We start from the raw sequence: 13,162 nt of genomic DNA, 5'->3' as shown, positions 1-13,162 counted from the left end.
GTCCGGGATAATTAAAAGGAATAATCATGGCTCAAAAAGTTTACAGCGGTGGTGAATACCTGGTGAAGAACATCAATTGCCTGGATGTATTTACTCCAGAAGATTTCACAGACGAACATAAACAAATTGCCGAAACCACCGAGCACTTCGTATTGAACGAAATCCTGCCAATCAACAAGGAGATCGAGTCGAAGAATTTCGATCTGGTGGTTCAAAAACTAAAAGAATGCGCCGAGCTCGGATTAATGATGATTGATGCGCCGGAACAGTACGGCGGTCTGGAACTCGACAAGGCGACCAGCATGCTGGTTATGGAAAAAATGGCCTTTGCCCGGAATTTTGGCCTGTCCTATATGGTTCATACCGGGATCGGCATGTTGCCGTTGGTGTTTTACGGCACCGCTCTGCAGAAGGATCGCTATCTCGGGAAGCTGATCCACGCGGAAATGATCGGCGCCTATTGCCTGACCGAACCGGGCTCCGGTTCCGATGCACTGGGTGCGAAAACGACGGCGATGCTTTCCGAGGACGGCAGCCACTATGTCCTCAATGGCACCAAGCAATTCAGCTCTAATGCCGGATTCGCCGACCTGTTTACCATCTTCGCCAAGGTCGACAAGGTTCACTTTACCGCCTTTCTGGTGGAGAACACCTTTGCCGGTCTGGAGCTTGGCCCGGAAGAAAGAAAAATGGGTATGCACGGATCTTCCACCCGCCAGATCATACTGGATAACGTCCGGGTGCCGGTTGAGAATGTTCTTGGTGAGATCGGTAAGGGACATAAGATCGCTTTCAACGTTTTAAACATCGGACGTTTCAAGCTCGGGGCGTTCTGTGTGGGACAGGAAAAATATGCCCTGTCCGAAGGCGCTCGTTACGCAAATGAACGCCAGCAGTTCAATGTTCCCATCAGCAGTTTCGGGGCCATCCAGGAAAAGCTCGCCGATGTGACGGCTATGACTTTTGCCTCCGAAGCCGTCGTCTATCGACTGGCGGGGCTGATTGATGATCGTTTGGCAACCATCGACAAAGGCATTGGAAACTATTACATCGAATACCTGAAGGGGATCGAGGAGTACGCGGCAGAATGCGCCCTTACGAAGGTTTTTTGCAGCGAGACGGCCGCAAAAAGCATTGATGAAATGCTGCAGGTACACGGTGGGTACGGCTACATCGCCGAGTATCCCATCGAGCAACTATATCGTGATGAACGGGTGCAGAGGATCTATGAGGGGACCAACGAGATAAATCGCATACTGATCCCCGGACTTTTGATTCGCAAAGGAATCGTCGGAAAGGCACTTGACCTAACCATTGAGACTGCCGAGACGGGAAACTATGCTGTGGAAAAACACCTTTTGCAAGAGATGAAACGGACTTATCTGGATCTCACCGATCATATTGTCAAAGTGTTTGGTACCAGGATTAGTGGCGAACAGGAAATCCTCCTGGCACTAGCTGATGTGGCAATCCAGATATTCGGTCTGGAAAGCGCCGTGCTACGAGCGGAAAAGTCCGCTATGGCGGCAACGGGGACGAAGCAGGAACAGTATCGGGCAGTGATCACGTTGTGTACATTTACCGCGAGACAGCACTTTGTCAATGCCGCTGAAAAATGTGCGGCGTTCATTGGCGATAGTGCGTCGCTCGCCGCAATGGAAGCTGTAACTTCCTATAAGACTAACGGCCTGCTTGCGGCCAAACGACTGATTGCTAAAGCCACCAGCCAGGCAGAAAGGTACATTTTCTAGGTAATATATAACTATATTACGCTCGAAAATCGCTCAAAGGAAGGTAGAGGAGGGCGAAATCGGGCTTATCCCTGCATCTTAAGCACACTGGAGAATTTCAAAATGAAGATTCAAGACAGCGTATTTGTCGTGACCGGCGGTGTTTCAGGCCTAGGTGCAGCCACGGCTCGAATGATAGTAAACGGCGGTGGCAAAGTCGTGCTGGCAGACGTCAACCAGTCTGCCGGTGATGCTGTTCAGGCCGAACTGGGTACCGGTGCCCACTTCGTTCAGACGGATATTACCAGTGAAGAGAGCGCGAAAGCGTGCATAAACGCGGCGGTGAGCAAGTTCGGCGGCCTGCATGGGTTGGTGAACTGTGCGGGAATTGCAACAGGAGAAAGGGTTGTAGGTCGTGACCACCCGCACCAGCTGAGCACTTTTATCCAGGTCATCAACGTCAACTTGATTGGAACCTTCAACATGGTTCGGCTTGCGGCGGACGTGATGAGCAAAGGACAACCAAACGCCGACGGCGAGAGGGGAATCATTGTCAATACCGCCTCTGTCGCAGCCTTCGACGGCCAGATAGGTCAGGCCGCCTATGCCGGTTCGAAAGGTGGAGTGGTCGCGATGACATTGCCACTGGCACGTGAATTGGCGCGCTCTGGCATCCGGGTTATGACCATTGCCCCAGGTATTTTCGAAACGCCGATGCTGCTTGGACTGCCGCAGGAAGTACAGGATTCTCTGGGCAAGACGGTCCCGTTCCCGTCAAGACTGGGCAAGCCTGCGGAATATGCAGCGATGGTGTGCCACATCGTCGAAAACGCCTATTTGAACGGCGAGGTAATCCGCCTCGATGGAGCTATTCGAATGTCAGCGAAGTAAGACTTGTTCGGCGCCTGCTTCTAGTTCCTGACCATCCAGCCTTATAGCTCTAGAGACAAAAGAGCGGTTCGGTTCTTTCATTCAAAGACGAGCGTAATTCTGCTGGAATTGGATGTATATCATTGTGATCTATCTTGACCGATCGCCAGTGATTGGATTGTCAAAATCAAACGCAGGCAAAACAGTATGAGTCTTGCACTCAATGCAAAATGAAAAGATGCCTGGAGAGTAACATGTTAATACAATCATGGAAAGTCGAGAAATCGGAGCTGACTGCACTGCAGGATTTTTTCTGAGTACCAATAAATTGAGATTGCCAGGCCAAATCTCATAATAATCGATTTTCCCATCATGTTAACATTCTTACTGTTGTTCATAAGAGGAAAGTATTAATGGAAATAGCACAGGGGGAGACCTGACATACCTCCCCCTGTCTGCATTTATCCCTGATCAACCGTAGAGCGTTTCAATCCATCTGATTGCTTCTGAATCATTCACCTTGCCGAGGTACCTCTGGGTAGTCGACAAATCCGCAAGTCGCAAAATGACCTTACTAACAATTTCAAGAGGAGTGCCGGATCTAGAAGCATATGACGCAGCATGACGCCTTAGATCATCAGGCCGTAGTTCAATGTCTACGAGCTGGCCTGCTTTCTTTACCATCGACCATGCAGCAACATATGAAATCGGAAAAATTCGGTCACTGATTCCTATATCCTTGGATTTTACATAGCCGGTTAACATTACCAAGATTTTTCGTGGAACATAAACAGTCTCCCCGACACGGCCACTTTTAGGGCTTTGAATAGTCAGGCTTCTTTCTTGGATATCAGCTGGAGCCAGTTTCAGGACTTCGCCAACTCTCATGCCGCCCCGGGCCATGAGTTCAAGGATGAGCCTGTCCGGGTGTTCATGGTCCGAAAGATGATCTCATCGACAGTTTCCTTATCGACGATATTCCACTGGATAGCTTGGGGACGCTTGAATATTTGTCTAATGACAGAAGTATTGCAAGGATTGGTAAGCGCCGGGAGAGGCCAGTGCTGATGCTGAAGTTGTAGAATGATGCGAGTACCGAGTAACGGTTCCTTTTGGTCGCCTGTTTGTTGTCTTTCGTTAGCGTTAACAGAAATTCGAGGACTTCTTCCTGGGATATGCTGGCTAAATCACGCTTACTGAATTTAGCAGCGAAACGATTGAGGACGAACTCACAGGTCTTGACGGTATTTTTTATTTGGAGTTGGCTTGGTGATACTGCAGATGGAAATCGACCGCTTGGGATACTTTCATATTGCACCTCTTTTTGTAGTGGTTTTTGGCAAAAATGCCCTTGATGAAGTATACACGATGATAATTAGGAAAGGCTGGCAAAGAGTACTGACTGGTTCAGGAACAATCAAGGATCCAAAATGCTCCATCACCCGCTATTTTTCTGAGACAATTTCGGATTTGCAAAAGAGCAATTTTGCTCCTTTTTGGGAGTAATATTAGGCCATTCCCAAGGCCAAAACGCTCAGGAAGAAGCTCGATCTATGCAGGGGGGTCTCTCACCAAGGCTTGCCAATGGAAATCTTGCAGGGTTGAAATCATTTTTGAATCATTGTTTGTCCCTCTTGTCGGCCCATCTTTAAAGTTATTCGGGAACGGATTTTTCACCTAAAGACTTGTACAATTTTCCAGGACCACTTTATATGTCTAAGACATCAGCTAAAACAGGAGGATAAGATGAGAGTGTTTCAGGTCGAAGATAACTGGTCTATGGAAAATGCGCGTATAGGCTCGCGGCCGGATCCCCTACCTGGTCCAGGAGAAATACGTATAAAAATGAAAGCATCAGCCCTGAATTACCGAGACCTAATTGTTCCTGAGCGTGGTTATGGATCAAGGATGAAAACCCTACCGTTGATCATGCTTAGCGATGGTGTTGGTATTGTCGAATCCCTGGGCGAGGGGGTCAAGCACCTAAGGGTTGGAGACCGTGTTTGCCCGCTTTTCTTCCAAAGTTGGATACGTGGAGGAGAGCCCAATAAGAAGAAACTTTTGCTCAGCTTGGGATGTGAAATGGATGGAACGATGGCTGAGTTTATGGTGCTCCCCGAAGGAGGTGTAGCGCTTGCTCCAGTCCACTTGGATGACCTGGAAGCTTCTTCTCTTCCCACTGCAGCAGTGACCGCATGGCGAGCGTTGGTGACGGAAAGTGGTGTCAAGCCCGGTGATAAAGTATTAGTCCAGGGTACGGGTGGTGTTTCGCTCTTTGCCTTGCAGTTTGCAAAAATACTTGGAGCTTATGTGATTCTAATTTCATCCAGTGACGATAAATTGTCGAAAGTACGTGCAATGGGCGTCGATGAAACCCTTAACTATCGGAGCATCCCGGAGTGGGGCAAACGAGTTCGCGAAATTGCGGGAGGAGATGGCGTTGACCATATTGTCGAGGTCGGTGGACAGGGTACTTTGCCTCAATCCCTTCGCTCTATCCGAACTGGGGGAACGATAAGTTTGATCGGCGTGCTTGCTGGGGGAAAGATGGACATACCACTCGGACCTATTGTGACTCGCCATGTTCGATTGCAAGGAATCACCGTCGGAAACCGAGATGATTTCTCCAATATGGCCAAGGCAATTGCCCATCACAGGCTTCACCCCGCAATTGACCGAACTTTTGCGTTTGATGAGATTCACCATGCGCTAGAACACCTTTCTAGTGGTCAGCATTTTGGCAAGATTACGATTAAACATTGAATGGTCCAGCTGGAGTTTGGCTACTAGATTCAAGAAACCTTGGATGATTACTATCTTGCACGCTGCCTGACACTCGCTCTAAAGTGACCAGCAAACATAATCTGGAAAAATCAATAATTTCAACTGCTCTATTTTTAGATATTATTCCGGAAATAATATTGAATTTAAAAGAGCCAGATTGCTCCATCTGTGTATTTTTTGGCATGATCTCGTATAAGCTGGCCAGGAAGTTTCTTCCACGAGATGTCCTTTCCAACTGAAACTTGCGAAGGGATACATTTTCTTACCGGAATACAGTTCACACAAATTTAGCCACCTCAGTTATATTTCCAACTTATCCAAGTTGTTCCAGCCAAATAAATTTTGTTCATCAAAATATCTAACTTTGTTGACATCTCAAAATTCTTGCTCTATACATTAGCATATAAATAATCACTGATACGATTATTCTGGATCCCATTGGCCAGATCCATAGGGAATATGACAGGAGATCTCATAATGGATGAGGACATGAAAGATTACACATCAGAAACAGATCAGGATACATCCACATTGCACGGGGAGGAATTTCAAACAGTTGCCTTTCTCGCCAAGAGCCTGTCGGATGAAAACCGCCTGCGAATCCTCCTGTGTATCAGCCAGGGGAAAAAAGCGGTGGGTAGTATTGTCGAAGAGCTTCGCCTCTCTCAACCGCTCGTCTCCCACCATCTGAAGGAACTCAAACGATCCCTACTGGTGACGACTACACGTAGCGGTCCCTTCATCTATTATGAACTGTCTGATTTTCGTATTCTTGAGGCAATCAAGGCGTTGAATACGGTGGCCAGAGATCTGCTGGCTACCCGAACAACCTTTTAAAATACCTGCTGGAGGTGCTCAATTTATCATGAATGAAATTTTAAAAATAACCAGCAACATGGATCCTGAAGAGGCGGCATCCCAGACAGCGGTTGCCTTGAAACATCTCATGCCGCTTCTCGGAGATGAAGAACGAGCCCAATTTATCATGGATATTATCGGCGACACTGGACGAGATAAGGTCTCGAGCATGGTTCATCTTTGACTGGCCGAATGTATGGGCGAAGGTGTCGACCCAACACAAATGTGCCAGAGTTTAGTGGACAAAGTTGCACAATCAAAACAACTTATGGCGATAACCGACCCCGATCTTCTCGTGTTGTTTGAAGACTGGTTTGAAGAACTGGAAGACGAGATACTCTCATTGAACACCAAACATGGCCCTCTCAGTCCAGAGGAACTTGCAAAAAAAATTGGACTGTCATTACGAGGTGCCACTTTTCTTCTATCAAAACTTAATCGTGAACAAAAGCTTTAAAGATTAGTGAATCACTCACTCAAAAAAGGTCCTGTTATGCAAAACATAAAAACGACAGTCGTGGCCCTGATCGCTGTACTGGTTACAGTTGGAGCCCTCTGGTTTACTAATCGTGCTGTTACTCCAAAACAGGTTACCTGGGATGATGTCCTCGCTGAAGGAAAAAACGGAGGATACCAAATCATTACCACCGATGATCTTGCCAAGCGTTATCAAAATGACACAAGCAACTTAGTTTTAATCGATACCCGTCAGGAATGGGAATACAGGACAGGACATCTTAAGGGTGCTGTAAATTTCTCCATGGAACCGACAGCCTGGGCAAGATGGCGTAAGGCATCGGCACTTGAGAACTTCCTTGGACCAGATAAGAATCGAACCCTTGTCTTCTACTGAGCAGGACTCACTTGAGTCCGCAGTGACTCGGCGGCCCGGGTGGCCGTGAAACTTGGTTACAAAAACATCTATCGTGACCCATATGGATTCCCTGAATGGCAAGGCAGAGGTTTGCCTGTTGCAAGTGCTCCGGCCGGACTTGCACAAACTACCGAGGAGTCTAAAGCACCGGGACCTCTCTATGGTTGGGCAATGATCTGGACTCTCCTTGGTATTTTTACAGGGGGAATGGCCTTAAACCTGACTCCGTGTGTATATCCAATGATACCCATTACTGTTTCCTACTTCGGTGGTCAGGTCGCCAAGGGAGGTGGAGGACGTGGAAGGCTTGTGGTGCATGGGCTATGCTACATGCTGGGCCTGGCTCTCACCAACTCATTGCTTGGCGTAGTTGCATCCTTGACAGGCGGTCTCATGGGCGCGATGCTCCAAAATCCCATTGTTCTTCTGGTCGTTGCCGGTGTCCTTGTCTTTTTTGCAACAAGTCTTTTTGGATTATGGGAAATGCGTCTTCCAAGCGGCCTCACTCAAGCTGCGGCAAAATCCTATACCGGATATTTGGGAACTCTCTTTATGGGTGCGACCCTTGGAGTGGTAGCAGCCCCTTGTATCGGCCCATTTGTTCTCGGGTTGCTCACCTGGGTTGCGGGTATGGGCAGTCCATGGCTAGGGTTCATTGTCTTTTTTACCCTCAGTTTGGGACTCGGTCTACCGCTATTTGTTCTTGCAATGTTTTCGGGGCAATTGGAAAAACTCCCTCGGTCTGGTGGTTGGATGATTTGGGTGAGAAAGCTGATGGGATGGGTCCTGATCGGAATGGCCGCTCATTTCATAAGGCCAATTCTTCCAGGCCAAGGAGGAACAATTCTGCTAGCCCTTGTTGCTGGGGCTGCAGGTCTACATCTCGGCTGGATTGATAAAAGTCAGGCCAGCTTCCGTGCTTTTCCAATGCTTAAAAGTGGAATAGGTATTACCGGATTGGTTTTAGCAACTTTTCTTGTTTCAACCATGGCCATGCGAGGCCCTGGGGTTACATGGAAGCCGTATGTTGAAGAAACCCTGAAGGAAGCACAAAACAAAAAGAAACCGGTCATCATTGATTTCTACGCCACATGGTGCACGCCATGCCGGGAACTTGAAGAGGTGACTTTCCATCAGCCCGACGTAGTCCGTCTAGCAGAAAAGGACTTTACAATGGTCAAGGTCGATGTAACCAAAGGTGGCAATGCTTACCACGAAGAACTGTTGAAAAGATATGGTGTGAAAGGGGTGCCAACTATTGTTTTTCTTGATGGCGATGGCAAGGAACGTACTGACCTCCGGCTCGTGGATTATCTGCCGCCTGATAAGTTTCTTATACGGATGCATGATATCGCAGCTCCTAGTAAATAGTTGATGAACCCAAACGAGTTGTCTGTATTTTGTATCTGACGAAGAACCAGTCGACTATCTTAATAAGATTATTTTTAATGACTTCAACAAGGAGAAGATAATGCTCAAAGTCCGATTTTTTTTAAATGAACCGAACGGTAAGCCCTGAAAACATTTCAAACAGATAATGCCCAGGTTGGGCGATAAATATCCAGTTGAAATTGATATCACCGCAAAACCTAATTCTGAATATGAGACCGACGAATATTTCGCGCTTGATCTGCCGGTGGCACCAGCGGTTATGGTCGGCGATGAGATTGTCGTAGAAGGTACTGATGTGTCCGATCACACATTGGAGGCGTGTATTTGCCGCCAACTTGGTCTGCCTGAACCCCAGAAAAAAGGATTACTGGACCGTCTCCTAAAAAAATCTTGATTCGTCCTCTTGGAGCAAAAATGAAAAAGCTACGCGTATTTCTCAACGACCCCAAAGGCAAAACCTGAGAAAGCTATATGAACATGCTTCCGGGCTTGGGAGATAAGTACAATCTGGAGATCGAATTGATCTCCAACACTAGAGATACTTACCAATCAGCTGAATACCAGGCAACCCGTCAACCCACTGCTCCAGCCTTGATGTTGGCCGATAAAATTATTGTGCAAGGGCGACCTATAAGCGAAGAAACTCTCAATTCTACAATCCGCTGTCAATTGGCGTAGAAACATTGGGTGATAATCTTGAAAATTGATAGTGGCAAGGTATTAGCAATGAACAGGTAGGGAAAAACTCTCTCTGTGTCAAAAATTAGGAAAACAATATAAAGCTGTATTGGTCGAGCTGAATCATGGAGAAACATCGACAGGAAGTTATCAATCACGAAACTACCAAGAAAAGTTACGCACTGGTGAAGATGGCTCTCTTGGTCATGTTTATAGCAACTGCGATTTATCTGGTCCGTTTTTCCCCTGCCAGACAGTACCTTACCGCGCAACAACTCGGACTGTTTCTTGAATCTATGGGGTTATGGGCTCCCTTGATGTTCGTGCTTATTTATGTCGCTGGAGTCTGTGTTTTTCTTCCTGGGACACTCTTGACAGCCATGGGCGCGGCCTTGTTTGGTCCTTACTGGGGATTCTTATATGTCTGGCTGGGAGCCATGATCGGCGCCAGTATAGCTTTTTTCATTGGACGTTACCTGGGACGAGATATAACTACTTCCCTTGCTGGAGACAGGTTAGGGCGCTACAATGACGCAATTGAGCGCAACGGCTTTGCCACCGTTCTTTATTTGCGTTTGATTTATTTCCCTTTCACTGCTATGAATTTCGGCATGGGACTCACCAAGGTACGTTTTACCGATTACTTTTGGGGAACTGCATTAGGGATTACTGTAGGTACCTTTATTTTTACTTTTTTTGTGGGGACGGTAAAAAATATCTGGGTCCGTGGCCGATGGGAAGAACTATTAAGCTGGCAGGTCTTTTTCTCCCTTAGCCTTTTTATCTTTTCGTTTTTCATTCCCAAGCTTCTGAAAATTGTACGGGGGAAACAAGCGGTTGAAGACGCATAAGCGATAAGCGTTTTGAAATGTAGAGTGATGGAGACGAAAATGGGGACTACCCTAGAGTAGGGGAGTGCTCCCTTGCCGGATTATTTGCTATTCCCGCAATATTCAACCGGTTCCTTATTTCACAGATCACATTCTTACAAAATGGTGGTTGAGGATTTGGTTCCTGCCAGTTTTTTCAAATGATGACAGTAATCCAGATGCGAACTGCAGCCAATCCTATTAAAATTGCCAATAGTCGCCTTAGGTTAGAAACAGATACTCGTCGGCTAACCAGTCCACCCAAATAGGCTGCAGGAATGGCTGTCATTATAATCGGGACGGTCAATAACCACTCAATCTGACCTGTAAGCGCCTTACCTAGAAAACCCGCAACCGAAGATATCAGAACAATGGCAAGGTTACTGCCTATTGCAATTCTTGTCGGGATTTGCACGTAGGAAGTCATGAGGGGAATAAGGATAAATGACCCGCCTTGGCCAACAAGCCCACCAAGCAAGCCAACACCGGATGCAGCAGTTAACGCACGAAATTGATTGAATTTTATAGCTGTCACATCTGGTTTTTCGCTATCTTGCGCAACAGGTAATAGCATAAGACTAGCAGCCGCAAAAGCTAAACAGGCAAAGATGAAGAGCAGTATGCTGTTCGATACAAATTTGGAACAGATCCCTCCAACTGCTGCGGTTATGAAAATGGCGCTCCCCATGCACAGAGACAATTCATTTGAAACAAAATGTAATTTATTATGAATAAAGGAGCCGGCCAGGCATCCGATTAAACCCTGGACAATGGTCAGTCCTGCTATTGATTGCATCGTAAGGGTTTCAATGCCAAAAACTGGAGGAGCATAAATCAGCAGCGGAGCCATGACAATCCCCCCGCCTATTCCAAGCAATCCTGACAAGAAACCGGTGATCGACCCTAGGATTCCAAAAAGAATATAAATTTCCATTGTTCGTCTCCAACAATTAATAATTGCATGGCGACATCATTGACGGAGGCTTTTTAGGCTATGAGGAGTTTGATGTCAGATAAGTGTTTCTACAACTCAACCTCAAACTCTGGCGATTCATGCGAAAGACGTCCTTTTTGAAGCGTCATTTTACCTCAGGAAATAGGAAATATCTATGATTTAAGGAGAACCCATCAGAATATCTTATACTGAAGCAAGGTTATACAGTGATAAGAACGAAAAAGTGGAAGAATGCAGGGAGAAAAGGCAACATGCCCCGATTGTTTGCAGACATATCAAAGGTCGCTAACTTTTTGAAAAATATGGATACAAATTGTCTGTCGTTCGATGAAAGTTTTTCCAGATAATTTTTTTTTTGTTGATGCTCAAGAGTCTCTCATAAAACAGGATCTATTACGTATATAGACTGAACACCTTTACCTCAGTCGTGAGAGGGCCTGGCTGAGCTTCCTGATAAGCCATTTCGTCTGGCCATCAAAAAAGGTTAGATTATGTCCAGGGACCAGGAGCTACCCAGTTTTGACTGAAAGGTCTGTCGATTATGAGCATGCCAACAATCGGTGTCAGGAATTCATCCAGATGTGTGACTATTTCCTTGAAATCGGAAGGCACGTGAACCTGCTTCAATTTTCTCAGGAACGCTTTCCATTGTACCTGTTTTTCATTGATAAATGATTCAGAAAAAGACTCCCCTCGTTGAGGGGATAGAATTCTTACGTCGCTCAAAAGTTAGACGAATCGCTTCAACCAGGTCCGCACCGTTGAAATCAAATTGACGGGACAGTAACCAGATGTCAAAGAAATCCTTCATCCTACTGTTCAGCACACCCAGTTTGATCATCGCCTCAAATTTCTCGGCTATGGCACTTTCTCGACTGTAACAAAGCAGCTTCGGCGCTGGATACTCCAGCATAGTTGGCAGATAGGCTTCTTCAGGTCCTGGATAGATGACGTCGCCGAACCCGATGTCAAGCTGTAAGACAACTCTTGCTGTATCCAGAGAACCTCTGAACCGGATCCGATCCCCTGATAATCAGCATCTTCTGTAATTGGCTCTGTATTCAACGAGTCAGAATCAAAGATCAAACCATCATCATCTACCTTCATGGCCAGAATGTTGCGGATTAAGTCTAAGATTTTTGCTGCCTTATTGCTTGTCTTGCCCAACATATCAATGTCCATTGTGGAACGAAACTCGGGAGAGTCCCAGACTCTCAGTAAAAGCGCTCCTTTGAGAATGAAATGATTGGCAAAAAAGGACTCTGACAGCCGGTACAAAAAACGCTCCATTGCATAATATTGCAGCAATTCATAGAACGGCCGCTTATCATTTCTGGCTCTGTTGAGCAGGCGTTGTCGAACTGAGGCAGCAACATTGGCAGAAGAATTCATGTAATCATCTCCAGGTAGGGACGTATTATTTTTTCCACACGGCATATTCTTGCATATTTGAGTATCTCACCAGATTTGAATTCTTTTCTGGTTTTGTAGAGTTTGAGTGCTTCGAGCACTACGTCCATACCTATTTTGTTACGGAACTTAAAACAATCTGCCAGGGTTTTTTCAGGACTGTAAATTCTGACGGGAACATTGTCTATCTGATGCACTGTAATACCTGTTAGCAGAGCTTCCTTTGAAAATCGATGGATTGAAATCGGTGGATACTCTAGCCTGGGGGTATCGGATCCTCTTTGGAGAGCAATAGAAACAGTATGAGGGATCTGGGTCGTCATTTCATGGAAAGATAGAGCTGATACCAGGCAATTAACAGCCTTGGGAATGCGTGTTGCAACAATAACCATATCGGGATCAGATACCGCTGCCTGTTCGGTAAGTCGATATACGCCGCGAGACAGTTGCTCAAGCTGATCGTCATCTCTTAGTTGATAGAGCGTTCGCGGATGAATTCCCGCCTGAATTGCGTGGGTAGTACGGATAACTCCCCCTTGCTGCCGGATAATCTGCTTCGCTTTGTCCAAGGCACTAATTTTGTTTTTTATTTGTTTCATGGATAGTAATCTATATATTTAATTATAATTATATAGATTATTATCCAAAATGAATCTTCTTACAAGCCTTTTTCAGAGAGCCGATCCGAGTTTGTATTATTCGCTCACTTAGAGAAAGGACAGGGTGGTTCTGCCATGTTCAA

Annotated in this window: 14 protein-coding genes and 1 pseudogene; 10 read left to right on the top strand and 5 right to left on the bottom strand. The window is 46.2% G+C overall.

Annotated elements, in window-relative coordinates; all coding sequences use genetic code 11:
* The first annotated feature begins 26 nt into the window (after positions 1–26).
* Together FCL48_RS04480 and FCL48_RS04475 are read left to right on the top strand one after the other, a co-directional pair.
* Positions 27–1,751 (top strand): acyl-CoA dehydrogenase family protein, encoded by a 1,725-nt coding sequence (locus FCL48_RS04480; protein WP_136871049.1) that lies wholly within the window; start codon positions 27–29, stop codon positions 1,749–1,751.
* A 102-nt stretch (positions 1,752–1,853) separates the two neighbouring features.
* Positions 1,854–2,621: a 3-hydroxyacyl-CoA dehydrogenase gene (locus FCL48_RS04475; protein ID WP_136871048.1), complete on the top strand. Its 768-nt coding sequence runs from the start codon at positions 1,854–1,856 to the stop codon at positions 2,619–2,621.
* Between the two features lie 450 nt (positions 2,622–3,071).
* Here FCL48_RS04475 and FCL48_RS25360 read toward each other — a convergent pair whose 3' ends face one another.
* Positions 3,072–3,488, bottom strand: a complete 417-nt coding sequence (locus tag FCL48_RS25360) for a site-specific integrase (RefSeq protein ID WP_240744741.1) — start codon at positions 3,486–3,488, stop codon at positions 3,072–3,074.
* Between the two features lie 393 nt (positions 3,489–3,881).
* Here FCL48_RS25360 and FCL48_RS04460 point away from each other — a divergent pair, with 393 nt between their 5' ends.
* Entirely contained in the window at positions 3,882–4,106 is a 225-nt protein-coding gene (locus FCL48_RS04460) for a hypothetical protein (protein ID WP_136871046.1), read from the top strand.
* Positions 4,107–4,346: 240 nt separating this feature from the next.
* Positions 4,347–5,363, top strand: coding sequence for an NAD(P)-dependent alcohol dehydrogenase (locus FCL48_RS04455; RefSeq protein WP_136871045.1), 1,017 nt, complete (start codon positions 4,347–4,349; stop codon positions 5,361–5,363).
* Here FCL48_RS04455 and FCL48_RS04450 read toward each other — a convergent pair.
* On the bottom strand, positions 5,353–5,568 hold the full coding sequence (locus FCL48_RS04450; protein ID WP_136871044.1) for a hypothetical protein: 216 nt from the start codon (positions 5,566–5,568) through the stop codon (positions 5,353–5,355). The genes FCL48_RS04455 and FCL48_RS04450 overlap by 11 nt on opposite strands.
* A 293-nt stretch (positions 5,569–5,861) precedes the next feature.
* Here FCL48_RS04450 and FCL48_RS04445 point away from each other — a divergent pair, with 293 nt between their 5' ends.
* The 6 genes from FCL48_RS04445 to FCL48_RS04420 all read left to right on the top strand — a co-directional run bounded on the left by FCL48_RS04445 (position 5,862) and on the right by FCL48_RS04420 (position 10,037).
* On the top strand, positions 5,862–6,221 hold the full coding sequence (locus FCL48_RS04445; protein WP_240744740.1) for an ArsR/SmtB-type metalloregulator TsoR: 360 nt from the start codon (positions 5,862–5,864) through the stop codon (positions 6,219–6,221).
* Positions 6,222–6,249: 28 nt separating this feature from the next.
* Positions 6,250–6,699: an LULAXC motif (seleno)protein TsoA gene (gene tsoA, locus FCL48_RS25830; protein WP_371418660.1), complete on the top strand. Its 450-nt coding sequence runs from the start codon at positions 6,250–6,252 to the stop codon at positions 6,697–6,699.
* A 36-nt stretch (positions 6,700–6,735) separates the two neighbouring features.
* Complete coding sequence (gene tsoB, locus FCL48_RS04430) at positions 6,736–8,487, top strand: rhodanese/DsbD fusion-like selenoprotein TsoB (protein WP_371418659.1); 1,752 nt, start codon at positions 6,736–6,738, stop codon at positions 8,485–8,487.
* A gap of 100 nt (positions 8,488–8,587) precedes the next feature.
* The gene (tsoC, locus tag FCL48_RS04425; protein WP_349632986.1) at positions 8,588–8,902 is read left to right on the top strand and encodes an NEPxGxxU motif selenoprotein TsoC; all 315 of its coding nucleotides are present in this window, start codon (positions 8,588–8,590) and stop codon (positions 8,900–8,902) included.
* A gap of 20 nt (positions 8,903–8,922) precedes the next feature.
* Positions 8,923–9,186: an NEPxGxxU motif selenoprotein TsoC gene (gene tsoC / locus FCL48_RS25825; RefSeq protein ID WP_371418658.1), complete on the top strand. Its 264-nt coding sequence runs from the start codon at positions 8,923–8,925 to the stop codon at positions 9,184–9,186.
* Between the two features lie 125 nt (positions 9,187–9,311).
* Positions 9,312–10,037 (top strand): TVP38/TMEM64 family protein, encoded by a 726-nt coding sequence (locus FCL48_RS04420; RefSeq protein WP_136871038.1) that lies wholly within the window; start codon positions 9,312–9,314, stop codon positions 10,035–10,037.
* Between the two features lie 175 nt (positions 10,038–10,212).
* On the opposite strand, the gene FCL48_RS04415 is transcribed toward FCL48_RS04420, so the two are convergent.
* From FCL48_RS04415 to FCL48_RS04405, 3 genes and pseudogenes are all read right to left on the bottom strand, one after another.
* On the bottom strand, positions 10,213–10,989 hold the full coding sequence (locus FCL48_RS04415) for a sulfite exporter TauE/SafE family protein (RefSeq protein WP_136871037.1): 777 nt from the start codon (positions 10,987–10,989) through the stop codon (positions 10,213–10,215).
* 697 nt (positions 10,990–11,686) lie between these two features.
* Positions 11,687–12,300: pseudogene (locus FCL48_RS25160) on the bottom strand (nucleotidyl transferase AbiEii/AbiGii toxin family protein).
* A gap of 98 nt (positions 12,301–12,398) precedes the next feature.
* Complete coding sequence (locus FCL48_RS04405; protein ID WP_136871036.1) at positions 12,399–13,019, bottom strand: type IV toxin-antitoxin system AbiEi family antitoxin domain-containing protein; 621 nt, start codon at positions 13,017–13,019, stop codon at positions 12,399–12,401.
* Between the last annotated feature and the right edge of the window lie 143 nt (positions 13,020–13,162).

The sequence above is a fragment of the Desulforhopalus sp. IMCC35007 genome, assembly GCF_005116575.1.
In the GTDB taxonomy this organism is placed as follows: Bacteria; Desulfobacterota; Desulfobulbia; order Desulfobulbales; family Desulfocapsaceae; genus Desulforhopalus_A.
This window is presented reverse-complemented; position numbering and strand designations above follow the sequence as displayed.